At 44.1% G+C, this 26,186-nt stretch carries 25 protein-coding genes; 3 read left to right on the top strand and 22 right to left on the bottom strand.

Translation table 11 applies throughout. The features are described 5' to 3' along the window. Window positions 1-88 precede the first annotated feature (88 nt). Window positions 89-814 (bottom strand): dipeptidase PepE, encoded by a 726-nt coding sequence (pepE, locus tag JK188_RS04020; RefSeq protein ID WP_211887833.1) that lies wholly within the window; start codon window positions 812-814, stop codon window positions 89-91. A 174-nt stretch (window positions 815-988) separates the two neighbouring features. Between pepE and rfaH the strand changes: the two genes are divergently transcribed. After that, window positions 989-1,483 (top strand): transcription/translation regulatory transformer protein RfaH, encoded by a 495-nt coding sequence (gene rfaH / locus JK188_RS04015; protein ID WP_036954935.1) that lies wholly within the window; start codon window positions 989-991, stop codon window positions 1,481-1,483. Between the two features lie 90 nt (window positions 1,484-1,573). On the opposite strand, the gene tatC is transcribed toward rfaH, so the two are convergent. The 17 genes from tatC to ltnD all read right to left on the bottom strand — a co-directional run bounded on the left by tatC (window position 1,574) and on the right by ltnD (window position 17,415). Then, window positions 1,574-2,335: a Sec-independent protein translocase subunit TatC gene (gene tatC / locus JK188_RS04010; RefSeq protein WP_036954937.1), complete on the bottom strand. Its 762-nt coding sequence runs from the start codon at window positions 2,333-2,335 to the stop codon at window positions 1,574-1,576. 3 nt (window positions 2,336-2,338) lie between these two features. Next, entirely contained in the window at window positions 2,339-2,875 is a 537-nt protein-coding gene (gene tatB, locus JK188_RS04005; RefSeq protein ID WP_036954940.1) for a Sec-independent protein translocase protein TatB, read from the bottom strand. A 3-nt stretch (window positions 2,876-2,878) separates the two neighbouring features. Continuing rightward, window positions 2,879-3,166 carry a twin-arginine translocase TatA/TatE family subunit gene (tatA, locus tag JK188_RS04000; RefSeq protein WP_036954943.1) on the bottom strand — a complete coding sequence of 96 codons (288 nt, stop codon included), beginning with the start codon at window positions 3,164-3,166 and terminating at the stop codon, window positions 2,879-2,881. A gap of 113 nt (window positions 3,167-3,279) precedes the next feature. Then, window positions 3,280-4,914, bottom strand: coding sequence for a ubiquinone biosynthesis regulatory protein kinase UbiB (gene ubiB / locus JK188_RS03995; protein WP_211887834.1), 1,635 nt, complete (start codon window positions 4,912-4,914; stop codon window positions 3,280-3,282). Continuing rightward, window positions 4,901-5,554, bottom strand: a complete 654-nt coding sequence (locus JK188_RS03990; RefSeq protein ID WP_211887835.1) for a ubiquinone biosynthesis accessory factor UbiJ — start codon at window positions 5,552-5,554, stop codon at window positions 4,901-4,903. The genes ubiB and JK188_RS03990 overlap by 14 nt, the downstream gene beginning before the upstream one ends. Before the next feature lies 1 nt (window position 5,555). Further along, window positions 5,556-6,311: a bifunctional demethylmenaquinone methyltransferase/2-methoxy-6-polyprenyl-1,4-benzoquinol methylase UbiE gene (gene ubiE / locus JK188_RS03985; protein WP_036954951.1), complete on the bottom strand. Its 756-nt coding sequence runs from the start codon at window positions 6,309-6,311 to the stop codon at window positions 5,556-5,558. Between the two features lie 75 nt (window positions 6,312-6,386). Next, entirely contained in the window at window positions 6,387-7,742 is a 1,356-nt protein-coding gene (gene rmuC / locus JK188_RS03980) for a DNA recombination protein RmuC (protein WP_211887836.1), read from the bottom strand. 105 nt (window positions 7,743-7,847) lie between these two features. Beyond that, window positions 7,848-8,378, bottom strand: coding sequence for a DedA family protein (locus JK188_RS03975; protein WP_036954954.1), 531 nt, complete (start codon window positions 8,376-8,378; stop codon window positions 7,848-7,850). A gap of 146 nt (window positions 8,379-8,524) precedes the next feature. Beyond that, window positions 8,525-9,307 (bottom strand): tyrosine-protein phosphatase, encoded by a 783-nt coding sequence (locus JK188_RS03970; protein ID WP_036954957.1) that lies wholly within the window; start codon window positions 9,305-9,307, stop codon window positions 8,525-8,527. Window positions 9,308-9,589: 282 nt separating this feature from the next. Beyond that, window positions 9,590-10,345: a uridine phosphorylase gene (udp, locus tag JK188_RS03965; RefSeq protein WP_006658334.1), complete on the bottom strand. Its 756-nt coding sequence runs from the start codon at window positions 10,343-10,345 to the stop codon at window positions 9,590-9,592. A gap of 282 nt (window positions 10,346-10,627) precedes the next feature. After that, entirely contained in the window at window positions 10,628-12,004 is a 1,377-nt protein-coding gene (locus JK188_RS03960; protein ID WP_036954960.1) for a GntP family permease, read from the bottom strand. Between the two features lie 11 nt (window positions 12,005-12,015). Then, window positions 12,016-12,975 carry a D-erythronate dehydrogenase gene (denD, locus tag JK188_RS03955; RefSeq protein WP_211887837.1) on the bottom strand — a complete coding sequence of 320 codons (960 nt, stop codon included), beginning with the start codon at window positions 12,973-12,975 and terminating at the stop codon, window positions 12,016-12,018. A gap of 56 nt (window positions 12,976-13,031) precedes the next feature. Then, on the bottom strand, window positions 13,032-13,799 hold the full coding sequence (locus JK188_RS03950; RefSeq protein ID WP_036954967.1) for a DeoR/GlpR family DNA-binding transcription regulator: 768 nt from the start codon (window positions 13,797-13,799) through the stop codon (window positions 13,032-13,034). Between the two features lie 9 nt (window positions 13,800-13,808). Beyond that, window positions 13,809-14,588: a 2-oxo-tetronate isomerase gene (gene otnI, locus JK188_RS03945; protein ID WP_211887838.1), complete on the bottom strand. Its 780-nt coding sequence runs from the start codon at window positions 14,586-14,588 to the stop codon at window positions 13,809-13,811. A 10-nt stretch (window positions 14,589-14,598) separates the two neighbouring features. After that, a complete protein-coding gene (gene otnC / locus JK188_RS03940; RefSeq protein ID WP_211887839.1) occupies window positions 14,599-15,240 on the bottom strand; it encodes a 3-oxo-tetronate 4-phosphate decarboxylase in 642 nt (213 codons plus the stop codon). Next, window positions 15,233-16,510 carry a 3-oxo-tetronate kinase gene (gene otnK, locus JK188_RS03935; protein WP_211887840.1) on the bottom strand — a complete coding sequence of 426 codons (1,278 nt, stop codon included), beginning with the start codon at window positions 16,508-16,510 and terminating at the stop codon, window positions 15,233-15,235. The genes otnC and otnK overlap by 8 nt, the downstream gene beginning before the upstream one ends. Next, complete coding sequence (gene ltnD / locus JK188_RS03930) at window positions 16,507-17,415, bottom strand: L-threonate dehydrogenase (RefSeq protein WP_211887841.1); 909 nt, start codon at window positions 17,413-17,415, stop codon at window positions 16,507-16,509. The genes otnK and ltnD overlap by 4 nt, the downstream gene beginning before the upstream one ends. Before the next feature lie 421 nt (window positions 17,416-17,836). Between ltnD and JK188_RS03925 the strand changes: the two genes are divergently transcribed. Further along, a complete protein-coding gene (locus tag JK188_RS03925; protein ID WP_154626130.1) occupies window positions 17,837-18,226 on the top strand; it encodes a YidB family protein in 390 nt (129 codons plus the stop codon). 57 nt (window positions 18,227-18,283) lie between these two features. Here the strand turns inward: JK188_RS03925 and metE are convergent, their stop codons facing one another. Then, window positions 18,284-20,563, bottom strand: a complete 2,280-nt coding sequence (metE, locus tag JK188_RS03920; protein WP_211887842.1) for a 5-methyltetrahydropteroyltriglutamate--homocysteine S-methyltransferase — start codon at window positions 20,561-20,563, stop codon at window positions 18,284-18,286. A 108-nt stretch (window positions 20,564-20,671) separates the two neighbouring features. Between metE and metR the strand changes: the two genes are divergently transcribed. Then, the gene (gene metR / locus JK188_RS03915; RefSeq protein ID WP_154638713.1) at window positions 20,672-21,628 is read left to right on the top strand and encodes an HTH-type transcriptional regulator MetR; all 957 of its coding nucleotides are present in this window, start codon (window positions 20,672-20,674) and stop codon (window positions 21,626-21,628) included. Here metR and JK188_RS03910 read toward each other — a convergent pair. The 3 genes from JK188_RS03910 to JK188_RS03900 form a co-directional block, all read right to left on the bottom strand. Continuing rightward, window positions 21,525-22,412, bottom strand: coding sequence for a carboxylate/amino acid/amine transporter (locus JK188_RS03910; protein ID WP_211887843.1), 888 nt, complete (start codon window positions 22,410-22,412; stop codon window positions 21,525-21,527). The genes metR and JK188_RS03910 overlap by 104 nt on opposite strands. Window positions 22,413-22,478: 66 nt before the next feature. Further along, a complete protein-coding gene (locus tag JK188_RS03905) occupies window positions 22,479-24,128 on the bottom strand; it encodes a Na+/H+ antiporter (RefSeq protein ID WP_036955001.1) in 1,650 nt (549 codons plus the stop codon). 292 nt (window positions 24,129-24,420) lie between these two features. Beyond that, window positions 24,421-25,767, bottom strand: coding sequence for an NCS2 family permease (locus JK188_RS03900; protein ID WP_036955005.1), 1,347 nt, complete (start codon window positions 25,765-25,767; stop codon window positions 24,421-24,423). Window positions 25,768-26,186: the final 419 nt, after the last annotated feature.

Here is a 26,186-nt window from a genome sequence, read left to right as displayed (position 1 = left end):
GGAACCTCATTATAAGGTTCCCAGCCAAGGTTACAAGTTGCTGTTAAACATACTTAATAATCAATATCTTCAGATTAAGTATATCACTTTACTTGCAATCAAACGGAACATAATCCTTTAATGATACGGTATCAAATTGCTCAGGGAATGTTTTGTTGTGCTGAAACAGCTTGAAACCTTCATTTTTACCACTGAAGTAGCTTAATTCATTTCCTTTGATCTGTAATCCGCTACCTTCGCGTAACGCGACAACAACTTCATGAGGGTTAATAACACAGAATTCTTGTAAGCGCTCATCTCGTGTTTCACCCATATGCCCAGAAATATGCGCATCGATATAATGTGGGTTAATTTGCATTGGAAACAGCCCTAAAGACGGCATGATAACCGCATTGCTCACAGGCATATCATTCGTTGTACGAATACTTGGGGTCGCCACGTTACAACCCGCACTCCAACCAATGTAAGGTACACCGCGTTCACGTACTGCACGTTGGATAGCAACAATTAAGCCATTCTCATGCAAGCATTTGTTTAACCACCATGTATTACCGCCACTCACCAGAATACAGTCTGCTTGTTCGATGGCTTCGACTGGGCTTTCAAAATGTTCAATCGAAGTTACTTTAATGCCTAAAGCATCGCTTAGCTGCCCCGCACGCTCATCGTGAGAACCACGTAAAACAGCATAAGGCACTAATACTGCTGACTTAATCTGTTTACGTTCAATCATTTCGCTAATTCTTGGTAATGCGTAACTTAGCCATACAGGGTTGCCGGAAAGTTTGCCATTACTCAGTAAAAAGATATCCATGGTGTCTCCTACAAAAAGTGTATTAACTGCTGTGTTTATTGTGTATCTAATTTCGTAACTATCGAATTAATCTATACTTGTGTAGATGAATAATATTGTGCAACTCATCATTAGTCACATTCTTATGCCTTAATTTGTTATCATGAGCATAAATTTGTTGGATGGGATCAAAAAATGGAAAAATGGTATTTGCTGTATTGCAAACGAGGGCAACTAGATAGAGCGGTTGAGCACTTAACTCGACAGCATGTGACTTGTATGACTCCAATGACTGAAATGGAGAAAGTCGTTCGAGGCAAGCGCACAGTTATCACTGAAGCGTTATTCCCCAATTACCTGTTTGTAAAATTCGACCATGAGCAAATTCATACAACCACTATCCAATCTACACGCGGTGTTAGCCACTTTATTCGCTTTGGCGCATTACCGGCTGAAGTTCCTGAAGAAATAATTGAACTCATACAACAGACGCCCGTCAGCCATACTCAATCACCGGATCTTCCTTCTCAGGGAGATAGTGTTGTCATTACTGAAGGTATTTTTGCCGGCGTTAAGGCCATCTTCAATGAACCAAATGGTGAGTCGCGCTCAATCCTCTTGCTTAACATCTTAAATACCACTGTCGCAAAAGTCATTGATAATACGCAATTTAGAAAAGAGTCTGAATAAGTTTTTCGCGATATGTTTGCTTCAAACTGGTATAAAAAAAGCCCATCGATTGAATGGGCTTTTTATTTCACAATAACGTTGTCACCGTGATTATTCTTCTGGCTCTTCTTCTTCGTCATCACCTCTACGTCGACCTTTGCCAACATAGAAATTAGACAGTAATACCCCAAGCTCAAACAGCAAGTACATTGGTACTGCGAGTAGAGTTTGCGATAAAACATCTGGCGGAGTCAGGAACATTCCGACGATAAACGCACCCACTAAGATATATGGACGTTTACGTCTGAGTGATTCTGGAGTCGTTACGCCAGTCCAGCATAGTAAAATAATCGCGATTGGCACTTCAAACGCAGCCCCGAATGCCATGAACAATGTCATGACAAAACTGAGGTATTTGCTGATATCAGGTATAAAGTTAACGCTTTCTGGCGTTGTTTTTACAAAGAAGCCAAAAGCTAACGGGAATACCACAAAGTAAGCAAATGCCATTCCTAAATAGAATAGGAAGCTACTTGATACCAGTAACGGCAGCATTAATCGACGTTCATGCTTATACAGCGCAGGCGCGATAAATGCCCAGACCTGGTACAAAATGACGGGTATCGAAACAAATACAGATACCATCATGGTTAGTTTAATCGGAGTAAAAAACGTCGATGCTACGTCTGTCGCACTCATTTGAGAACCAACAGGCAGCTTATCAATCAAAGGCGCAGCAACAAGGCGATAAATATCATTTGAAAAATAAGCGAGCGCCGCAAAGACGATTAATACCGTAATCAAACAGTTTAGTAGCCGCTTTCTTAGTTCAATCAGGTGGCTAATAAGTGGTTGAGCATCATTGACAGCCATGTGTTATTTTTCACTTTCTGTTTGATTGGAGTTTGTTACTTTAGCATCGAGTGGCTTAGAGTCTGTTGGTGTTGCTGAAGCAGGTTTTTCTTCAACAACGGCAGCCATCTTAGCAGCATACTCAGGATCAGGATCTGACTCTTGAGTTTGCGAAGAACTAGCATGGGATTCCTTTACCGCAGCATCGTAGTTTTCTGTGATCTCTTTTGCTTTGTTCAACTCAGATTGGACATCATTGGTTGTTGCCTGATAACCGCTTTGTAAAGACAAAGCAGCATGACGCAGGTCATCCATCGACTTTTTAAGTTCCGGAGAAAGAGTTTCCAAACCCGCCTTCTCTTCAACTTTTTTAAGAGTCTCTTGCAGTTCTTGCAATTTCAGTTCTTGTGATAGCTCATTCTGGACATTAGCAGCCATAGAGCGCATAGCACGAATCCAACCAGCAACAGTTCTCACTGCCACTGGTAGACGTTGGGGGCCTAATACCACAAGACCGATGATCGCAACTAGCAGTAGTTCACTAAAACCTATGTCAAACACGGTTTATCCCTGCTCTTTATTTTTGCTCTCAACTGGGCTGTCTTTTTTCTCAGGAGCCTGTTGTTCAGTGATGTTTTTCGGTGCAAAATCAGCATCTTGCTTCTCTTGCTCTGCTTTCGCTTTTGCAGCTTCATCATCGCTCATTGCTTTTTTGAAGCCCTTAAGTGATTCGCCCAGATCAGAACCTAAAGAACGTAATTTCTTGGTGCCGAAAATTAAAATGATAAGCAAAGCAATGATAATTAATTGCCAAGGACTACCGAAAGCAGCCATTGCAAAAGTTGATTCCATTGTTAATACCTCTATAGTTTTGGGATCAATTGTAACTAACTCTATTATATACAACCAACGCTAAATACGGAAATGATCACAGCCTTATAAACTTGTCGCAAAACAAAGTCTACTTAATTATCCTCTCCTTTACACCAACCTACAAGCCACGACAATGCACCTACAGCCATAAATGCTGCTGCAATTCGGGTTAAGTCAGAAATAAAGAATAAGCTACCACAAAGAATAAAGGTCGCCCCAATTCCTAATAGGTACTGTGATTTACGTTGTTTAGTGCGTTGGTGCTTTAACTCTTGTGTAAGCTGTTCAATATTGGACTGCAAGAAACGGTGCTGCTTTAATGCCCCATAGATCAAATCAGGGATTTCTGGCATTTTCTCTGCCCAATATGGCGCTTTTTCCTTTAACGCTTTGGTAATAGCCGGAATACCCACTTGGCTATGGATCCAATCCTCTAAGAATGGTTTTGCTGTTTTCCATAAGTCCAACTGTGGGTATAACTGACGACCCAAACCTTCAACGTACAATAAGGTTTTCTGCAATAACACCAATTGCGGCTGAACTTCCATATTAAAGCGACGAGCAGTATTGAACAGATTCAATAACACATGCCCAAATGAAATCTCAGCTAATGGCTTTTCAAAGATAGGCTCACAAACGGTGCGAATAGCAAACTCAAAATCTTCAACATTGGTATCTGGCGGAACCCAGCCGGAATCCACATGCAATTCAGCAACTTTACGATAGTCACGATTAAAGAAGGCAATAAAGTTTTCAGCTAAATAGCGCTTATCTTCTTTGTTAAGCGAACCCACGATCCCACAGTCGATACCAATATAAAGCGGATCTTCTGGATGATCGTAGCTAACAAAAATGTTGCCTGGGTGCATATCTGCGTGGAAGAAACTGTCACGAAATACCTGAGTAAAGAAGACTTTGACGCCCCGCTCTGCCAGCAATTTCATGTTCGTACCTTGCGCTTCTAATGCCGCAATATCCGAAACAGGAATACCGTAGATACGCTCCATGACCATCACGTTTTCACGGCAATAATCAGGGTAAACTTCTGGGATATACAGCATAGAGCTGTTTTCAAAGTTGCGTCGTAATTGGATAGCGTTAGCAGATTCGCGAAGAAGATTTAGCTCATCAATTAAGGTTTTCTCGTACTCGCGCACAACTTCTTTAGGACGTAAACGTCGTCCATCAGGAAGAAGAGGAACCCAATTGGCGATACGGTACATCAGCTTAATGTCCGCTTTGATGACAGGCAAAATATCAGGGCGAATAACTTTTAAAACAACATCTTTGCCATTTTCTTTTAATGTTGCAGTATGAACTTGGGCAATCGACGCAGAGGCAAGAGCCTGCTCATCAAAGTTATCAAACCACTGCTCTAACGGGCCACCAAGTGACTCTTCAATATAACGACGGGCTAATTTACCATCGAAACTCGCCACTTTGTCTTGTAACAATGACAGTTGGTCAGCAATTGCAGGAGGGAATAAATCTCGGCGAGTCGACAGCATTTGACCAAATTTGATCCAAACCGGCCCTAATTCTTGCAATGCTAAGCGCAGTCGTTCACCAAGATCTTTATCTTTGTGTTTGTTTTTGATCCAGAAAAAACCTAACCGCCCAACTCTTAAAGGCAATGTCAGCTTAATTTTAGGGATCAGCTCATCTAGTCCATAAGAGAGAAATACCCGAATAATGAAGTAAAGGCGTTTTATTTCACCGGGAGTCATTCTTCTCCTCCAACTGATTGAGTCGTTGTTCTAACTGACTCATTGAATTTGAAACCTGCTCAACTTCATCGCTAAAGTGCACTAATTCCAGCTGGCTTGGTGCCATTTTCCACTCTTCCAGAATAATGTCTTTAACGTATGTTTTTTGACGACTGACTAATCGAGACGCGAGGCAAGCCCCTTTACCCAACACTTTACTGATGCCTTCTGCCGCAATATCACCAATATAAGGCGATAAATAATGAGCTGGGTTCCAGATAGCTAAATCCAGTAATGAAGACCAATGTTGAACAATTTGCATATCGCCTTCAATCACAATATCGCCATTATTGATAAGTTGTGAAAGCTGCTGCTTATCTTTCAACTTAACCAATGTAAACAGTGACGTTTTGATAGTGCAATCCGCAGGTTCCTGCCATTCACTTAATACATCAACATGATTTTCAGCAAAAATAAGTGTCAGAGTTTTATTCAGCTCTTTAAGCTCAATCCCCATCACTTTACCTGCTAAACGCATTCTTGCAGGTTGCAGGACTTTTTCCTTGAACAACATATGGTTCAAGGAGGTTTCCATTAATGCCGTCATCAAGGAATACAAAACAGTATTAGGATTTTCAATATGCGCTGATGGTGCTTCCATCTTAGAATTTAAACCCTTTATGTAATGCAACAATACCACCGGTCATATTGTCATAAGAGACTTGCTCGAAACCTGCGTTTTCCATCATTCCTTTCAAGGTTTCTTGATTTGGGTGCATACGGATAGATTCAGCGAGGTAACGATAGCTTTCAGGATCATTCACAATCACTTGACCGATACGCGGTAAAATATGGAATGAGTAAGCATCGTAAGCTTTGTTCAGTGGTTCAAGAATTGGTTTAGAAAATTCAAGCACTAACAGGCGTCCACCCGGCTTCAATACGCGGAACATGGAGCGTAATGCTTTATCTTTATCGGTGACGTTACGTAAACCAAAAGAGATGGTAATACAGTCAAAATAGTTATCAGGGAATGGCAACTCTTCTGCGTTAGCTTGTACGTAATTAACATTACCAACAATGCCTAAATCGCGCAGTTTCTCGCGTCCCATTTTTAACATTGAATCGTTAATATCTGCGAGAACCACTTCACCTTTTTCACCCACAAGGCGAGAGAATTTTGCAGTGAGGTCACCGGTTCCACCAGCAAGGTCAAGTACACGTTGATTACGACGCACACCACTCGCTTCGATTGTGAAACGTTTCCAGATACGATGAATACCAAAAGACATTAAGTCATTCATCAGGTCATATTTAGAGGCTACAGAGTGAAAAACATTTGCTACTAGGCCAGCTTTTTCTTCTTTCTCTACAGTACGGAAACCAAAATCGATGGTTTCTTTTGTTGGTTCGGTCATTTCTATTATGCCTGTTAATCGTTCAAACTTTTTTGTGAAGTGTACCAGCCTTTGAGTGAAAACCCTATTATAACTCTAAGATTCCGCACAATTAGACTTGTCAGCCCGCTCAGCTAGCTGAGGGTCTATAGATTGCTTAACTTCCACACCTAACTCTTTAAAACTTTCCGCTTGAGCAAGCAAATTACCTCGGCCTTCAGCAAGGCGCTTCATTGCTGAAGAATAAGTGTGATTTGCTTTCTCTAAACTCGAGCCCAATACCTGCATATCATCAATAAATAAACGCAGCTTATCGTACATTTTAGCGGCTCTATCTGCGATTTCTTGAGCATTTTGCTCTTGCCGTTCATAGCGCCATAAATTATTAATGGTACGCACTGCCACCAGCAAGGTGGATGGGCAAACCAACATGATATTCAGTTTTAATCCTTCATCAAGTAGTTCAGGTGCTTCTTTTAATGCTAATAAATACGCAGGCTCAATCGGAATAAACATGAGCACATAATCTAAAGAGCGAACTCCCGGTAATTGATGGTAGTCCTTGCGACTGAGCATTTTCATATGGTTACGAATGGAAGCCACATGCTCTTTTATGCCTTGCTGCTGCTGTTCTGGGTCATCACTATTAAAATAGTGTTCATAAGCCACCAGCGACATTTTCGCATCGACCACCACATCCTTGCCTTCAGGAAGATGGATAATCACATCGGGTTGGTATCGACTATTGAAGCCGGTGTTGATACTCACCTGAGTTTCAAATTCACTGCCTTTTCGCAGCCCTGAAACTTCTAAAATCCGCGTTAAAATCGTTTCCCCCCAGTTCCCTTGGATTTTGTTATCTCCTTTTAGGGCTCGAGTTAAGTTGACCGCTTCTTTGGTCATTTGATTATTTAACTGCTGTAATTGGCGGATTTCATAAGTGAGTGTATGGCGCTCTTTGGCTTCTTCGCCATAGCTTTGCTGCACTTGTTGGCGAAACCCTTCAAGTTGCTCACGAAACGGTGACAGCATAGCCATTAAATTTTTCTGATGTTGTTCGGATGCTCGACGTTCGTTCTGCTCAAAAATACGGTTCGCTAAATTTTCGAACTGAGCCGTAAGGCGTTGCTCGCTGTTTTGTAAAATCCGTTGTTTTTCTTCATTGGCAAGTTGCGTCTGTTCAAAGCGGGTCATCACTTCCCGCAGCTCTGCTTCTTGTTCGCGGTTAATATCCCGCTGTGTACGTAGCTCCTGATCGAGCCTGTCACATTCCTCTTTCCACTGGGCTAAATGCACATTTTTTTCATCGCTCACCGCCAATTGGCGGTATACCTCTTGTAGCTCTCGCTCTTTTCCCGCTATTTTTTGGACAATAGAAAACCAGACCGCTAAACCGCCGACCAAAATGCCACTTAAGGCGCCAATAATTGCATATAAAAGAGAGGTATCCACGAATCAATCCTTACTTTTTAAAATCTAGAGTAAGGTAATTGGATACTGTATAAGTGTCCAGAGGTAAATCTCCCAACGGCTACTTTTTGCGAGTGGCTTCGCAGCTTATCCCATCCAGCTCGCAAACCAACGTAAACCAAGCGCACCGGGGGCTAAAATACCAAACGCCCAAATCATCGCAGAGGCTAAGTTAGCGACTTGGAAATGTCGTTGCCGCATTTCACAAATCCCTGCAACAAGCGGTACCACCGCGCGTAATGGTCCAAAGAATCGACCGAAGAATATTCCCCAAACACCCCACTTTTCAAAGAAGCGATGCCCTTTGTCGATCATTTCAGGATTGCGGGAAATTGGCCACATTTCACGAACTTTTTCTTTATAGTGAAAACCAAACCAATAAGAGACCCAATCCCCAAAAAATGCACCTAATGCAGCGGCTAACCAAATCGGAAAAAAGGCAATTTCACTTTCACCAATCAATGCGCCCAGACCAAGTAAAATAACGGTCGCAGGGAGTAATAACGATAAAAACGCGAGGGATTCACCAAACGCAAGAATGAAAACAATAGGGATCGCCCACACTTCATGAGCGCGAGTAAATTCTGTAATGACCGTGACAATTTCATTAATACTCAAGGGCGAATTCCTACAGTTTAAGATTGATTTGTTAACTATAAGTCGACTAAGTAACTATTATTCAGCTAAGTAAACATATTATAGTTCTTGGAAGTAAATAAAGTTGCAACAAAACTGACGCGTTGCAACTTCAATTCCGCAGAGGTTTATTCGAGGAAGTAACTTTGAAGTACACCGCGCTGAGCGTTATCTAAACCAAAGTCTTTTTCTAGCCAGTTATCCACACTTCCATAGTTATTTTCTATGCTTTTCAATGCAGTTTGTAAAAACTCTTCACGAACAGAAAATACATACTCGAATTTTTTCACCACATTTTCACTCATGGTCTTGGAAAATTCTTCGAGTAAATGGTTACGAAATGGCGCTAACGTCTCGTTCGTTAAAAGGTAATCATCCATCACAGTATTCACATCTGCGCCCAGCGCAAACAGCACGAGAGCCGAGCCAACCCCTGTCCGGTCTTTACCCACAGCACAGTGTTGCACAAGCCCACCTTTTTCTGGCTGCTTCAACATGTTCACTAATTGGTGATAAGCGGCATTGTTCAACGGAAGCAACTCATAGAGGCGGAACATAAAGGCTTGAGGATCAAACTGTTCCAGCACTTCAGGAGTGAGTTTATCAAGGTTTGCACTCACTTCTTTTGCCAGCGGGTTTGCAGGGGCATGCACATAATGAGCGCCACTCCACACCACATCTGGTTTATCTAAAATTTCAGCTTCATCGCGATAATCGATGATTTGGAAAAGGTTTTGTGACTGTAAAACTTTTTCATCATCTTGGGTTAAGCGGTCGAGCGCCCCAGAACGAAATAAAACACCGGGCTTTATTTTTCCACCATTGGAAAGCTTTTTTCCCCCTAAATCACGAAAGTTAATTCCACCGGTTAAAGGCAACACAGAGGGGTGAAGGTAAGGTTTTGTTGACATACGTTTTCCCTTTTTAGCTCTGTCATTGCTCAAACTAAAAATAAACGAAATCATCAATTACTTGTAATTTGAGTAACTTAAGAGGCTTCTATTAATTGTTTTAAATGACAATAACAGATTCATAGATGAAGTGAATAAGAAAAACGCGAGAAAATAAATTTTGCGCTGATCAATTAGAGATACAAGAATATTTAAGATACGTGGGTATAACGATGATAACTGAACCCGTTTACCGAAAATCCACAACCGAGTGAAGTCAGTAAACGGGTCAGCTAATTAGGATTACAGCAGGCGGCGAGCAGCTTCGACAACGATGCTCAGAACATTGCCTTCTGTTTTTTTCAATAGAGCTTCATTTGGAATTTCTTGCTGAGTACGGTTTACGATAACCCCAGCCACCATACCCGCACGCAGGCCTTGGCTTGCACACATAGTTAACAGTGTTGCTGATTCCATTTCATAGTTCATTACGCCCATGTCTTGCCACTCTTTCATTGAGCCTCTGAAGTGGCGCATTACGCGACCTGTGTAGGTGTCGTAACGCTCTTGACCTGGGTAGAAGGTATCGGAAGATGCGGTAATACCGACGTGTACGGTTGCACCCGCTTCTGTCGCCGCAGCATACAGCGCATTAGTACAAGTGAAGTCAGCGACTGCTGGGAATTCCAGTGGTGCAAAGTGCTGGCTTGCGCCATCTAAACGAACAGCACCTGTGGTGACAAGTACATCACCCACATTGATGTTTTCTTGGATTGCACCTGTTGTACCAATACGTAAGAAAGTACGGATACCTAACTGAGCCAGTTCTTCAACTGCGATAGAGGTTGATGGACCACCAATACCTGTTGAGCAGACAATCACAGCTTTGCCATCGAGCTCGCCACGCCATGAAGTGAATTCACGTAATGAAGCCAGATGTACAGGGTTGTCCATCAGACGTGCAATTTTTTCAACACGGTTAGGATCCCCAGGAACAATAGCAACGGTTGCACCCTGTAAGTCACTCTTTTTTAAACCTAAGTGGAAAACGTCAGACATATCAAACTCCTTTACACAATGGCATCATTGAATTAGTACATTATTGTCAATATAGCGCTTAGCTTTGATTAATTTAGTGACCAATATCTACTTTAATGGAAACAGATTCACTTGAATTTCATTAAAACGAGATCATGATCACAAATAAGTCTTATTGAGATGAATGTGAATAATGAGATACACCCAGTATAGATGAATGTTTGTGATTATCGAAAGAAAGCGCCCGAATGGGCGCTTTTATTAGGCAGAAGAAAAAAATACTATAATATCAATGTGCTAGATTTACAACACGACATCAAGGATCAAGACCCCAACCAACCCGATAGCCCAAGCTATTGTTGTTGGAATAGACCAAACAATCATTTGTTGTTTAACGTCTTTGATCCCCATCATTCTGTTCACCACCCAGTAAAGGCTGTCGTTAAAGTAACCGAAGAACAGAGATCCCATCGTTGCCGCTTGGGCCGCAACTAATAAGTTGATATCAGGAATTTGGCTAATGATTGGCGCAGAGATAGAAGCTGCGGTGATCATTGCTACCGTTCCAGACCCCTGAATTAAACGCACTAATGTCGCGATAATAAACGGGATTAATACAGGTGTAATCGGTAAATTCGCCACATGCTCTGCAAGAATGGTTCCCGTCCCGCTATCACGCAATACTGCCCCTAATGCTCCACCAGCACCGGTCACAAGCAAGATGATACCCGCCGCTTGCAAACCTTCTTCCATACGGTCGATAACTTCTTCTTTCGACGCTTTTGGCATTAACGTATAGACCGAAATAAGGACGCTAATGGACAAGGCAATGATCGGTGCACCCAAGAATTGGAATGATTGGAAATACCAGTTATCATCCATGCCTTGGAATGCGGCTGTTTTCAGTAATAACCCGTTGATAGCATTAATGAAGATCAACAGAATTGGCGTGATGATTGGTAACAATGATAAGAATAAGCTTGGTAATGGTTTATTGGCTTTTTCTTCCATGTAACGCGCATGCACTTCTTTTAAATCTTCGCTGCCCGTTTCATCTGGCATGAATTCAGGGTATTTAGTTCCCAACCATTTGGCGTAGAACACAATCCCGATGACACACGGCACTGCCAGCGTCATACCCGCTAAAATCATGGCACCAACGTCAACCCCGAAGATCCCGGCAACACCGAGAGGACCTGGAGTTGGCGGCACAGTATGGTGGGTAACAACTAAACCACCCGCCAATGCAACACCAAGAGTTAAAATACTGCGTTTTCCATTCTTCGCTAACGCTTTTGCCAGCGGATATAAGATAACGAATGCAGAGTCTACAAAGATAGGAATACTGACAATATAACCGGTAATTGCCAGCGCCCACTCTTCGCGTTTTTTACCTAACCATTTGATAAAACTATAAGCTATCTGCTCAGCAGCACCGGACACTTCCAGCACCCTTCCCATCATTACCCCGAGACCGATAACAATACCAATGCTACCGAGGGTCGAACCAAAGCCCTTTGTAATAACGGTGACGGTTTCCGCCGCAGTTAATCCCCCTGATAACCCTGCGATTGCAGCCGCAATCAACATCGCTAACAAGGCGTGAACCCGCGTTCGCAATACTAAAAAGATAAGGACAAATATGGCCACCGCGAGGCCAATAATAGGAATATAGGACATTATTTAATCTCCTATTTTGCACAGCCGTAGTGCTTAATGAAGGAACGGATCGCATCGCTAAATGACCCATCAGCTTTAAAACCTAAATCCAGTGCACGGCGAATATCGAATTTACCCGGCCAGCTTGCCACAATGCGGTTGACGGCTTCATCAGGCTCAAAACGAATTAAATCAACCGCTTGTTGACCAGCGACATCACGCAGGGCATCAATCATCTCTTGCACTGTCACAGTGATCCCCGGCAGGTTCACAGTACGTGAAAGACCAAATTTCTCTGCTGGAATTGAAACCGCATGGATGAAGTTGTTGATCACCGTTTCTGGGCTAGATAACCATAACGCCAACGCTGGAGACACTGGGCAAATACTCTCAATCCCATTTAGAGGCTCACGGATAATACCGCTAGCAAAAGAAGATGCCGCTTTATTCGGGACTCCAGGGCGAATACTAATGGTAGGTAAGCGCATCACGCGCCCATCCACATAGCCTTTACGGGAATAGTCGTTCACCATCAATTCACACATGGCTTTTTGAGCACCATAAGAAGATTGCGGGTTAACAACGCACAAGTCGGTAATCACATCGGGTAATTCACCGCCAAATACCGCAAGGGAGCTGGTGAATAAAAACTTAATGGCAGGGTTTTTCGCGCGAGCGACTTCAAGCAATTGGCGAGTCGCATCGAAATTCACTTTCATGCCTAAGTTAAAGTCACTTTCAGCATGGCTACTGACAATCGCCGCAAGGTGGAATACCACGTCAGTTTGCGCATCAATCAGCTTATCTGCGGCTTCTGGCTGGGTTAAGTCTAATGCAACGCAACTCACACGAGGGTCTTCAATAGGCGATGTAGGGCATTGAATATCCGCTAAAACGAGCTGGTTAAATTTTAATCCTTGGTTGTTTTTAAGCAAAGCAGCGGCTAGCTGCTGGCCCAGAAAACCTGCGCCACCAGTAATAATAACTTTCATTGTCATTCTCCTTGCTATAACCCTGCCGGGCTATGCATCAGTAGGTAAGATGTTTTTTATGTATTTATTAAATGAAGTTTTATGTTTTTTTCGAGTATCCGTTGCACCACATCAGACGGTAAATGTTGGTCACAAATGATGTCGTGCAATTGATCTAATGGGCAGACACGGAACATACCGTATTTACCGAATTTACTGCTATCTGAAACCAGTACACACCGACGAGCGACATCCAATAAAGTCTGTTTTATTTGGACTTTTTCCTCATGCGGTGTGGAAACCCCATGTTGCAGATCCCATGAACTGGTACTAATAAACGCAATATCCACGTTCAGTGTTTGCAACATAGCGGCCGCCGTATTGCCAACACAGGAATGGTTGCGTTTATCGACTTGCCCACCAGTGTGATACAAGTTCAGTTGTGATTTATTCATCAAATACTGCATGATGGAAAAATCATTGGTCACAATAGTGAGATTAAAACGCTCACCTAATACGCGGGCAATTTCAAACGTGGTGGTGCCTGCATCGAGGTAAACCACCTGACCATCTTCAACCAGAGAACTGGCAAATTGACCGATTTCGCGTTTCGTTTGATGATGAAGTCTTGCCTTTTCGCTCCACGGTAGCTCTTGGCGTAACGCATCATTTAACCGAACACCACCACTAATTCCGACAACCTTCCCTTCCTCTTCCAACATGCGAATATCACGTCGAACCGTCATATGAGAGACATTCATTAAGCCAACTAAGTCATTGATAGACACAGTTTGGTGCTCATAGACATAGCGATAAATAAAATCACGACGTTCGGAAGGGATCATTCGGTTCTCCTAGGAATTAGCTTGCTTTAGCCAGCCTAAACCGTCTTCGGTGCGTCCTGCTGGGTGGTATTCACATCCCAGCCAGCCTTCATATCCCATTTCATCGAGTTGATTAAAAATCCATGGATAATTGACTTCACCGCTATCAGGTTCATGGCGAAAAGGTACTGATGCTATCTGAATATGACTAAATTTACCCCAAAGACGCTCAATTGTTTTCAATAAGTCACCTTCCATAATCTGGCAGTGATATAAATCCAATTGAATAAACACGTTTTCGCGATTGATTTCAGGTAACAGCGCTTCAGCCTGCTTTTGGGTCGTCAAGAAATACCCCGGCATATCGCGGGTATTAATCGGCTCGATAAGCACACGAATTCCGTGCTCAGCCATCACATCCGCAGCATGCTGTATATTCTTAATAAAACACGTTTTTTGCTCTTCAGGTGTGAATTTCTCATCCACTTTACCCGCCATGGCATGCACTTGTTTACAGCCTAATGCTAAAGCGTATTTCAGGGCAGTTTGTACCCCTTGAGCGAACTCGGCTTCACGACCAGGAATAGACGCCATTCCACGCTCGCCAGCGCCCCAATTCCCCGCAGGCATATTAAATAATGCTTGGGTAAGTTGATATTTTTTCAATTCACCCGCAATAACATCCGCATCTTCTTCATAAGGGAAAAGATACTCAACGCCCTTAAAACCAGCCTGAGCGGCACGTTCAAAGCGTTGAATAAACGGAACTTCGTTAAACATCATACTGAGATTTGCTGCAAATTTAGCCATGTCTATCGCCTCATTTCTGTGGATAACGGCTTTCGAGCTCATGAACCTGCTCTTGCGTTAACGTGGTGAAGCCGTGTGGGCGCAATGTAATGTATAGGCGCGCGGTATCTTCTAATTCTTCCGCATTGAAAAACGCCTGCCTTAAGGTTTTTCCGCCAACAACGGGGCCGTGGTTGGAGAGTAAAATCGCGTTATGATTAGGTGCTAATTTTGCGATTTCTTCACCAATACGGTCATCACCCGGTGGTAAATATTCAATCAAAGGTAATTTGCCCACACGCATCACGTAATAAGGCGTGATCGGCGGTAAGCAGTTTGCGGTATCTAAATTCGGCAAACAGGATAGAGCCGTTAGCCAAGGTGAATGCAGATGAACCACCGCTTGGCAATCTGGACGCTGCAAATACATTGCCATATGCATGGAAACTTCTTTTGTTGGTTTGTCACCATCAATCCAGTTACCTTGCGCATCGAGCTTGCTCAGGCGCTCAGGATTTAAATCGCCAAAGCTCGAGTTAGTCGGGGTGACAATAATACAGCCATCCGGCAAGCGTGCGCTGATATTGCCTGCACCACCGCTGCTGTATCCGCGATTAAACATTGACTTCGCCCAATCCACTAACTCTTGGCGTAGCGCCTTTTCATTACTCATTAACCATCTCCTGTGCTAACTGGAAGAAATTCTCTTGACCAAAATTGCCTGATTTCAGTGCTAACCAGTTACCGCTTGCTAAGTCTTGTACCCAAGGCACACCCGGCGCGATAGGTGAGCCAATACTTAATTGTTCAGTTCCAAGGCTTTGAACTACTTTTCCAGACGTTTCGCCGCCCGCAATAATAAAAGTGTTATAACCTTGCTGCTGAAGTAACGTCACTACTTGCCCAAACACATTTTCTACCGCGGTACTCGATAATGCGGCACCGTATTTTTCCTGCGTTTGCTTCAATAACTCTGGCGGTTGGGTGGCATATAACAGAGGCGCTAACCCAGTGATTTTCTGGTCTTTAACCCATTGTGCCAATACGGTTGCATAGTCTGAATTATTGATGCATTCACCCACATCTAGCGCTTTGCTAGGTGCAACTTGCTGATAGCTTTGTACTTGCTTGTTGGTCATTAGCGAGCAACTTCCCGATAGAATGACCGTTTTTCTGTCTTTACCCGTGGGCTTAGTGCCGCGGCTTTCCCCTTGTCCCCAAGCCACTTGGCTATCTATATTCGCAAGGGCAGCCCCTAATCCTGATCCGCCCGTCAATAAAGGCAGTGATTGCGAAGCCTGAGCAATAGGCAGTAAATCATCCATCGTGAAGCTATCCACAACCGCATAGCTAATGCCCTGCTGGCGTAACTGTTCTAACTGTTCAGTGATAGCGGCGCTGCCCTTTTGCACTGTCGCCAGATTAATCAGCCCCGCTTTACCGGCTGACTGTTTTTCCATTACGCGCATCAGGTTGGCATCAGTCATTGGTGTGACTGGGTGGTGCTGCATTCCACTTTCATTGAGCAATTGACCATTAACAAACAGGTGCCCATGTACCACGGTTCGACCGTTAACGGGCAATGCAGGGCATACTAACGATAATGACGTACCCAACTGCTTCATCAGTGCATCGGTTACTGGACCAATGTTGCCTTTCTCTGTTGAATCAAAGGTTGAGCAATATTTAAAGAAAATCTGCTGACATTTCGCTGATTCTTTCAGCCAGCGGCATGCATTTACCGAGGCACTAATGGCTTCATCCACTGGACAAGAACGGCTTTTCAAGCTCACCACAATGGCATCCACATCTTGAGGGATTGGAGTGTTTTCATTCGGCTCATTCAGTAGCTGCACCACTTTCCAGCCGTTTTGCACCATAAAGCCTGCAATATCTGTCGCGCCGGTAAAATCATCAGCAATCACACCTAATTTCACTGTCATGCCTTTTTCTCCGGTAAAGCAATGCCCTTAAAAGTTTTGATAACGGCGCTATCATCCTGTAAACCAAAACCTTCATTGCTGGCTGAGATAAACATTTGATGCGCCGTTGCTGCCAATGGCAGTGGAAAATTCAGCGCTTTTCCGGTTTGCATCACCAAACCGAGATCTTTCACAAAAATATCGACTGACGATTTAGGGGTATAGTCTCCATCAAGCACATGCTGCATACGGTTCTCAAACATCCATGAGTTGCCAGCTGCATGGGTGACGATGTCATACATCACATCTAAATCGATGCCCGCTTTTGCCGCCAGCGCCATACTTTCCGCTGCAACCGCAATATGTACCCCCGCCAATAGCTGGTGGATAGTTTTCACTGTGGAGCCAAGACCGATTTCATCCCCCACACGATAGAGACGCTCTGAAATTGCATCAAATACCGTAGAAAGCTGAGCGAATAGCTCAGGGGAACCCGATGCCATGACGGTCAGTTTGCCTTCTGCCGCTTTAATCGCTCCGCCAGATATAGGCGCATCGACTAATGGAAGCTGGTATTCAGCAAGGCGCTGCGCGATTTGTTTTGTCTGCTCCGCAGCCAGTGTGCTGTGCAACACAATGACAGTATTTGGACGAAGCTTCTCGACCAGTGGCTTCTCACCACCAAATAAAATCGCCTCAACCTGCCGACCATTAACGACGACCATAAGTAGCGCATCTAGCTGTTGTGCATACTGCGCGGCATCTTGCCCTGTGGCTTGTGCCCCATATTCGAGTAGCGCCTCACAGGCTTGTGGATTTAAATCAAACCCATAGGTTGGGATCTTATTTCTTATTAGTGATTGCGCGATCCCCATCCCCATCGAACCCAGACCAATAACGCCAACATGGTTAACGGTATTTTTCATCTAGCCCCCTGATGTTGTCAGTTCCAACAAATGATAAATTCTGGTGAATACGGTTAGTTTTGGTAAACACTGTGAATTCTGGTGAATGTTGTGAATTTTCACATAACCAAATTCACAAACACATGACTATCATCACACTAAAGATAATATAAATTTTAAACAATTAAACCTTAATATACTGATATATATTGATTTTTATATTTAACATTCTGATGCTACCCTTCACAAGAAAGTGTGATAAAAATTGTGACCGATTTGGTTGTTTTCTGACCTACTGGTTTTTATACCTATTAAATTCCCTCTTTGTTTCTGATTTTCATTGACCTGTTGAGTAAATTCCCCAAAATAGCCGCCTATTATTTTTTGTAAAATGTTCCATACTTGGTATTGAACGCATCAATTACGTTATCGAGGAGTCAAAATGGGTCTGTTTGATCAAGTGTTAGGCATGGTTGCAGGCGATAAAATGCAACAGTTTCAATCTGTTATTGATTGGGTTGAAAAGCAAGGCGGGCTCTCAGGTGTCGTCGATAAATTTAACACTGAAGGCTTAGGCGGGATCGTTTCATCCTGGATTGCTGAAGGTGAAAATTTGCCAGTTAATGCTAGCCAATTAATGCAAGTTTTCGGTGATTCAGGGATCCAAGAACTCGCTCAACGCGTTGGTTTAGATCCACAGCAAGCAACCGATATGGTCGCTAAATATTTACCGACTATCGTAGATAGCGCGAGCCCGAATGGTGTGCTACCTGAAAATATCGATTTAGCCTCAATTGGCATGAACTTACTGAAACAAAAACTGTTCGGTTAAGATCTGCACTCAGCACAGATAACAAAAAGCCCACTTCAAAGTGGGCTTTTTACTGAACTAGCTTTGATACTCACTTCGCAGTTTTTTCGCCGCTTCCACCATATTTGCCAGTGCTTGGCGAGTCTCCGTCCATCCGCGGGTTTTTAAACCGCAATCTGGGTTTACCCATAAACGCTCCACTGGCACTCGCTGTGCAGCCTTACGTAATAGCGCCACAATCCACTCTACATTTGGGACGTTAGGCGAGTGAATATCATAAACCCCCGGACCAATTTCATTTGGGTAATCAAAATCTTCGAATGCATCTAATAAATCCATATCCGAGCGCGACGTTTCAATGGTGATAACATCTGCATCCAGCGCAGCAATCGAATCCATGATGTCATTGAACTCGCAATAACACATATGGGTGTGAATTTGCGTCTCATCATCAGCGATAGCGGCACTTAATTTAAAGGCATCCACCGCCCAAGTCAGATAGTCATTCCATTCATCACGACGCAGTGGCAGCCCTTCACGTAATGCAGGCTCATCAATCTGAATAATACCAATACCCGCTTTTTGTAAGTCATCCACTTCATCACGCAATGCCAGCGCAATTTGCTTGGCTATCGTTTCACGGCTGACATCTTCCCGAGGGAATGACCAACACAGAATGGTCACCGGACCTGTCAGCATTCCTTTAACGGGTTTATCCGTCAACGACTGCGCATACTTGGCCCACTCCACAGTAATGGCTTCTGGGCGGCTAATATCACCGATGATCACAGGTGGCTTCACGCAGCGAGAACCATAACTCTGTACCCAACCATTTTGCGTAAAAACATAACCATCAAAGTGTTCACCGAAGTATTCCACCATGTCATTTCGCTCAGCTTCACCATGCACGAGGACATCAATATCCAGCAGCTCCTGTTCCTTGATAGCTTGCTTGATGTGCTCACTGATACTGGTGCGGTAATTCAGTTGGTCTACATTCCCTTTTTTGAAATCAAGGCGCAAAGAACGAATTTCACTGGTCTGCGGGAAAGAGCCAATCGTCGTGGTTGGCCACAATGGCAGATTAAAACGTTGGCGTTGAAGCTCAGCACGCTCTACATAAGGGCGAGTACGTTCGGTATCTTTCGCGTTAATTGCCGCTAAGCGCTGAGCGACCTGTGCATTATTGACTCGAGAAGAGGTGCGTCGAGCACGAATTGGTGCACTATAGGTTTCTAACGCTGCAATATTTTCTGCCGTTGGTTGATTGAGTGTTTTCGTCAATAGCGCCAGTTCTTCACATTTTTGCAGCGCAAATGCAAACCAGCTTTTCACTTCGGCATCCAGACGCGTTTCATCATTTAAATCAATCGGACTATGCAGTAATGAGCAAGATGAACCAATCCACAGAGTGCGCTCTCCTAGCAGCGGTTTCACCCGTTGGAATTTCTCGCCTAAATCCCCTTTCCATACGTTGCGGCCATTAATTAATCCGAGCGAAAGCACCCAGTCTGCAGGAAGCGCTTGATGCAATGCTGCGATATCATCCTTGCCCGCCACCACATCCACATGTAGCCCTTGCACTGGCAGTTGTTTAATCACATCCAAGTGATGGCTGATACCGTCAAAATAAGTGGTTAATAATAAGTTAGTTTTACCCGCTAGGGATTGATACGCTTGTTGGTATGCGTTCTGCCATTCAATAGGTAAATCGAGTACCAGTGCTGGCTCGTCAATTTGCACCCATTCCACGCCTTTTTCAGCCAGTCGAGCAAGAATTTCTTGGTAAGCAGGCAGCAGATCCTTCAGCAAGGATAGGCGGTCAAAGGCTGGTCCCTTCACTTTTCCTAACCACAGGTAGGTAATTGGACCAATGACGACAGGTTTAACGTTATGACCGAGTTTTAATGCTTCGTCGACTTCGTCAAACAGTTGATTCCACGACAGTTTAAATTGTTGCCCTTGCTGGAATTCCGGCACGATATAGTGATAGTTAGTATTAAACCATTTGGTCATTTCTCCCGCTGCCGCTGGCTTGCCTGTTGGCGCACGACCACGAGCCACACGGAATAAGGTATCTAAATCAACAGAGCCATCTTCATTTTGATGACGCGGCGGAACGTTTCCTAGTAATAAACTAGTGGTTAACACTTGGTCATACCACGCAAAGTCACCGACGGGTAGCAGGTCTACACCTGCATTTTTTTGTTGTTCCCAGTGACGAACACGTAATTGGTAACCTGTTTCAAGAAGTGCAGATTGGTCAATTTTGCCTGCCCAATAATCTTCTTGTGCACGTTTGAGTTCTCTTTTCAGACCGACACGTGGAAAACCAAGTGTATGATTTATAACAGACATATTGACCCCTTAAAATATTTAGCCGTCTAGATGTTTACACATCTATAATCAACAGGTACTGTATAAAGCACAAGCGCAAATTATTCATCGTCTACTTGAAGGTTTCTCATGATCGAATTAAAACATTTAAAAACGTTGCAGGCGCTCAGCCAATACGGATCATTAGCTGCCACTGCGACGCACCTGCACCAGACTCAGTCTGCGCTATCTCACCAATTTAGTGATTTAGAGCATCGCTTAGGCTACAAACTGTTTGTTCGTAAAACTCAGCCCGTCCATTTCACGCCGCAAGGAGAAGTTCTGCTGCAACTAGCGCAACGTATTTTGCCAATGGTGAAAGATGCCATTCGTGTCTGCAATGAACCGACGGTCAGTACTCTACGTATCGCGATTGAATGCCACAGCTGTATTCAGTGGCTAACCCCTGCATTGCAACAGTTTAGGCAAGCATGGCCACAAGTGACCGTTGATTTTAAATCTGGCGTGACCTTTGACCCGCAGCCTGAATTACTTTCGCGGGAATTAGATATCGTGATGACCTCTGATATTCTGGCGGATCAAGATTTGCACTACACGCCGATGTTTGATTATGAAGTGAAACTGGTGGTAGCTAATGACCACCCTTTAGCTAAAAAACCGTTAATTGAGCCTCATGATCTTGCCAAAGAGACATTGCTGATTTATCCAGTTCAGCGTCAACGTTTTGATATCTGGCGTCATTTTTTACAGCCAGCCGGTGTTTCACCCAATATCAAAACCGTCGACAATACGCTGATTTTAATTCAGATGGTGGCGGCTAAAATGGGGATTGCGGCACTGCCACACTGGGCGGTGGATTCCTTTGAAAAGCAAGGTTTGATTACAACGAAAACTTTAGGAAGCGGGTTATGGAGCCGACTGTACGCTGCATGTCGTGAAGGGGAACAGCGCCAGCCAGCCATTGAAACATTTACCAATACCGCTACTGATCACGCGGTGGAGAATTTGTCTTACGTGAAGCCGGTGCGAGGATCCAGCGCTTATGCACCCACAGAGACGCAATTATCAGGCTCGACCCAATGGTAAAACTGAGCCAATTAGGATGTTGCTGCCAAATGGCAAAGTTCACTAATAAACCTGCTGGAACCATCATGTTATTCATTATCGCGAGGGTTCCGGCATCCACTTTCGTGGCACCATAGTTCCACAGAAAGTAGCCTATCCCTGACGCAACCACACCCAACCAAAGTAAAACTATCCATTGAGCTTGGCTTGTCGGCACCATCGCCTTATTCCCAAACAGTAGCCATCCTATTAAGGCAATCAACGTCGCACCGAGATAGAACCACGAAAAAGCTTGATGTTGGGGAATCGGGTGCACTTCCATTAAGCGCTTATAGCCTACTTGCCCAAGTGCAAAGAAGATGTTGGCGAGCTGCACAAACATCAATCCAATCCAGAATGATTCGCTAAGGTGATCATAACGAATAATGGCAGCACCAATCACGGCTAATATCGAGCTAAACAGGTAGCCTTTACGCAGGCGCTGGCGTTCTAAGAGATCGTAAATCAACGTGACATACAGCGGGGTTAATACGGTAAATAGCAAGAACTCTGCCACGCTTAGGTACTTATAGGCTTGGAAAACAAAGTAATACATGATCCCCAGCTGGCAAGCGCCCACCAGCATATACAGTGAGATCACTTTGGCGCTGAAGTTGCGCCAACGCAGGAAAGGTAGGAATACCAGAGAGGCTAAACTCACGCGGATAAGCACAGATAACCAGCTATCCACCTGCCCTGCGAGGTATTCCCCCATTAAACTAAAAGACGCTGCCCAGAGCAGCGTCGTGAAAACGAGTAACCACATTGTTGTTCACTCTCAAGCACAATGATTTAACAAACAAGATGCCCGTAGAATACTCGTTTTTTCGTTTTAATGCTCTTTTTCAATCAGCACGGCTTCTAATAAATCCAAATCCACCAGCAAGCTTTGCAAGGTTTCATTACTGATTTTCCGTGTTGCACGTAAGTGATAGAGCTCACCGCGTTCTGCACGTAGCGCCGTTAAGCGAAAACGCCGTTCAAGGTCTTCAATCTGCAAGTTGTGTTCCATCTCGTCTTGGTCGGCAGTTCGACGACGTAAATGACCAATCACCCTTGTCGCGACTTCGTTGATGTCTTCCGAGTCTAATTGCTCTTCCACATCCGCCGATAAACGCTCTTGCATCTTGTTCAAGCTGACAATCGCCACTTCGGCCATTGCGGCTTTCGCCATACGGATCTCGTTAATATCCGCCTCTTTATCCCCCACTTTAAAATTGCGCAGCAGGAGTGGTAACGCCACAACACCCGCAAAAATGGAGAATAAAATAACCCCAGCAGCGATAAATACTAGCTGGTACCTTGCAGGGAACGGAGAACCATCGGTTAAAAACAGTGGCACCGAGAGCACACCGGCTAAGGTAATCGCCCCGCGAACCCCAGCAAACGACGCTAACCACAATTCACGGACGGTATAGCTCGCGAACTGTAATGGTCGTTTTTTCAGGAATAGACGGCTGAATCTCTTCATCAACCACAGCCAACAGAAACGTAAAATCAGCAAAGCAAAATAGATGATAACGACCGCGGTAAACAGCATCCAGGTTTCGACGCTTGGGTCGAGTTCTGCTTGAATAACCGATGTTTCCCAAATCCCCGGTAATTGCAGACCGAGCATAATGAACACTAAGCCGTTAAAGACAAACTCTAACATCGACCAAACGCTATCAGCACGTAAACGCATCGCCAAAGGCGCATTGCGGATAACGCCGGATTTGGTGATAGTCATACCCGCAGCAACCGCGGCCAAAATACCTGAGAAACCGATATGTTCCGCAATCATGTAAGAGGCGAATGGTAACAGCAGCATGAAGACAATTTGCGTTGCTGGGTCATCCCCACTCCAGCGGCTCATTAAGCGCAGAGACTTGCTGTATAACCATGTAACAGCAACACCTGCCAACAAACCACCGACTGCGACTTTAAAGAATTCGATTGTGACGCCCGATACGCTGAAGACCATCGTTCCCATAGCAATCGCCACGGCGAACTTCAACGCCACCAGACCGGAAGCATCGTTCATCAATGCTTCCCCTTCGAGTACGCTCATCATACGCTTGGGAATTCGCCCTTTCCCAACGATAGAGGACAATGCCACCGCATCCGTTGGAGAAAGTACCGCAGCCAGCGCAAAGGCGGCAATAAGCGGGATACCGGGCATCAGCCAGTAAATCAAATAACCAATCCCGATAACGGTTACCAATACTAGCACTAATACCAGAATGAAAATTTCTCGTCCATTCTGGAAAAATTCACGGGTAGGAGTTTTCCAACCATCGACGAATAACAGCGGTGGAATCAACAGAACCATAAAGAGTTCAGGGTCAAAAGAAACGTGTAACCCAAACTGAGGCCACGCTAATAATGCACCGATAGCAATTTGAATAAGAGGAAGGGGAATACGGATGGGAATGACTTTCGTCACCACACCAGAAACAGAGACAGCCAAGATCAAAATAAGAATAGTAAAGAAAATTTCCATGTTGCCCTTACTTATTAACTAATGCATACCCTAAATATCGCAGCTTAAAGTATAACGGGAGAACCCAAAATTTGCCTGCCGCCGCATAGTAAGAGATAGCACCGTCCAGACCATGAGATTTTCAGTCAAGGCAGCCACTGGTTAAAAATAGGCATTTTCACTTCATTTACCGCCTTAGCACTATTCTATCCTTAACAAGCTATCTGACGGGAAAATAATTTGGACTTTAGAACGAATCGCAACAATCCGTTAAAGGGCGACAGCAGCTGCCGCCCTATCATTAGAATTACCTTTAGATAGCGAGGTCGGCAGCATAAAACGCTACCAGCAGAACCGCGATAACTACGCTACCAATATTCAGTTTACGCCACTCACCCGCACAAATACGCCCGATAACCAGTGATGCGAAACCTAACATAATACCGGTGACGATATTACAGGTTAATACGATGAATACCGCACACAGTAAACCTGACATCGAATCCACAAAATCATCGAAATCCAATTTCGAGACATTGCTCAGCATCAGCAGACCCACATACATCAGCGCTGGTGCTGTCGCATAGGCAGGTACCAGATAAGATAATGGCGATAAGAACAAGATAAATAAGAATAAAACACCAACAACTACGGCGGTTAAACCAGTACGACCACCTGCTGCGGTTCCTGCTGCGGATTCAATGTATACCGCGGCTGGTGATGCGCCGATCGCCCCAGCAAAAATGCTGCTGACAGAGTCAGCGGTTAATGCTTTTCCACCATCGATAATCTGACCGTCTTTATCCAGCAAGTTCGCTTGACCCGCAACAGCGCGGATAGTCCCTGTTGCATCAAAAACTGCTGTCATCACTAATGCCAGAACACTTGGCAGAACCGCCGCTTGAAGTGCGCCCATGATATCCATACTGAACATCAGCGCTAAACCATCTTCACCGAATGAAGGCAGTTTAAAGAAACCTTGGTATTTAACGGCTGGGTCGAAAATCAAACCAATAATCGAAATCGCGATAATGACTAATAACACCCCACCTGGTACACGGCGTTTTTCTAAACCGAAAATTACCGCTAAACCAATCAGAGACATTAAAACAGGGAATGAAGTGAATTCACCCAACGCAACAGGTAAACCTGCATTTGGGTTTTTAACCACTAAGCCAACGCCCGTTGCTGCTATCAACAATAAAAACAGACCGATACCAATACCCGTACCGTGAGCCACACCCATTGGCATGTTACGTAAAATCCAACTACGGATACCTGTCACAGAGATAATGGTGAATAAACACCCCATTAAGAACACGGCACCCAACGCAACTGGAATACTAATGTGTTGCCCTAACACCAAGCTAAAGGCGGTAAATGCGGTTAATGAGATTGCACAGCCAATCGCCATCGGCAGATTCGCCCATAACCCCATCAATAAAGAACCGAAACCCGCCACTAAACAGGTTGCGATAAACACAGCAGTAGGTGGGAAACCTGCTTGTCCTAACATACCCGGCACCACGATGACAGAATAAACCATCGCTAAGAATGTCGTTAATCCCGCAATGATTTCGCGGCGCACTGATGAGCCACGCGCTGTGATCTTAAAATATGAATCCAATTTGCAATTGGATGAAGCCTGTTGGCCTGCCATGGTATACCTCTGCTATTAATTTTAGAAAATTCTATGTCACTATTTTTGCTAAGCTTTTTATAAGCATTTATTTATTTTTTGCTTGGTAACTTAGCGAACATCGACTCAAACTGAAACTCACGTAAACGATTACTTTTTTGGAAAATATTCACTGAACCGAGATAACAGGTAAACAAAATGACTCTCTAGGGACAGTGCGCAAACGTTTGGCTTTTAGAACAAAGTGAGGCGAATTGTGAAGAGCGTAATTATCGTTCGAAAGGGGGGAATTGATCAAGTGTTTTATGGCTGGCCATTTTTTAACCATGAACCATAAAAACTGTGTCATATTCTTACAATCTTCCATAAAAGTCAGTCATATTCCGTTCTATATACTCTTTGTTTAAATATACGCGTGAGAGTGTTGCTAAAATCCCCAC

The sequence above is a fragment of the Providencia sp. JGM181 genome (assembly GCF_018257375.1).
Lineage (GTDB): Bacteria > Pseudomonadota > Gammaproteobacteria > Enterobacterales > Enterobacteriaceae > Providencia > Providencia lanzhouensis.
This window is presented reverse-complemented; position numbering and strand designations above follow the sequence as displayed.

Coding starts and splice junctions, on each gene's coding strand:
- JK188_RS03925 (WP_154626130.1), top strand. CDS start 17,837: ATGGGTCTGTTTGATCAAGTGTTAGGCATGGTTGCAGGCGATAAAATG.
- JK188_RS03960 (WP_036954960.1), bottom strand. CDS start 12,004: ATGTCCTATATTCCTATTATTGGCCTCGCGGTGGCCATATTTGTCCTT.
- udp (WP_006658334.1), bottom strand. CDS start 10,345: ATGTCTGACGTTTTCCACTTAGGTTTAAAAAAGAGTGACTTACAGGGT.
- JK188_RS03950 (WP_036954967.1), bottom strand. CDS start 13,799: ATGATCCCTTCCGAACGTCGTGATTTTATTTATCGCTATGTCTATGAG.
- metE (WP_211887842.1), bottom strand. CDS start 20,563: ATGTCTGTTATAAATCATACACTTGGTTTTCCACGTGTCGGTCTGAAA.
- tatC (WP_036954937.1), bottom strand. CDS start 2,335: ATGGCTGTCAATGATGCTCAACCACTTATTAGCCACCTGATTGAACTA.
- metR (WP_154638713.1), top strand. CDS start 20,672: ATGATCGAATTAAAACATTTAAAAACGTTGCAGGCGCTCAGCCAATAC.
- ubiE (WP_036954951.1), bottom strand. CDS start 6,311: ATGACCGAACCAACAAAAGAAACCATCGATTTTGGTTTCCGTACTGTA.
- otnC (WP_211887839.1), bottom strand. CDS start 15,240: ATGAGTAATGAAAAGGCGCTACGCCAAGAGTTAGTGGATTGGGCGAAG.
- JK188_RS03970 (WP_036954957.1), bottom strand. CDS start 9,307: ATGTCAACAAAACCTTACCTTCACCCCTCTGTGTTGCCTTTAACCGGT.
- ltnD (WP_211887841.1), bottom strand. CDS start 17,415: ATGAAAAATACCGTTAACCATGTTGGCGTTATTGGTCTGGGTTCGATG.
- otnK (WP_211887840.1), bottom strand. CDS start 16,510: ATGACAGTGAAATTAGGTGTGATTGCTGATGATTTTACCGGCGCGACA.
- JK188_RS03990 (WP_211887835.1), bottom strand. CDS start 5,554: ATGGAAGCACCATCAGCGCATATTGAAAATCCTAATACTGTTTTGTAT.
- tatA (WP_036954943.1), bottom strand. CDS start 3,166: ATGGAATCAACTTTTGCAATGGCTGCTTTCGGTAGTCCTTGGCAATTA.
- JK188_RS03905 (WP_036955001.1), bottom strand. CDS start 24,128: ATGGAAATTTTCTTTACTATTCTTATTTTGATCTTGGCTGTCTCTGTT.
- JK188_RS03900 (WP_036955005.1), bottom strand. CDS start 25,767: ATGGCAGGCCAACAGGCTTCATCCAATTGCAAATTGGATTCATATTTT.
- otnI (WP_211887838.1), bottom strand. CDS start 14,588: ATGGCTAAATTTGCAGCAAATCTCAGTATGATGTTTAACGAAGTTCCG.
- ubiB (WP_211887834.1), bottom strand. CDS start 4,914: ATGACTCCCGGTGAAATAAAACGCCTTTACTTCATTATTCGGGTATTT.
- JK188_RS03910 (WP_211887843.1), bottom strand. CDS start 22,412: ATGTGGTTACTCGTTTTCACGACGCTGCTCTGGGCAGCGTCTTTTAGT.
- rfaH (WP_036954935.1), top strand. CDS start 989: ATGGAAAAATGGTATTTGCTGTATTGCAAACGAGGGCAACTAGATAGA.
- pepE (WP_211887833.1), bottom strand. CDS start 814: ATGGATATCTTTTTACTGAGTAATGGCAAACTTTCCGGCAACCCTGTA.
- denD (WP_211887837.1), bottom strand. CDS start 12,975: ATGAAAGTTATTATTACTGGTGGCGCAGGTTTTCTGGGCCAGCAGCTA.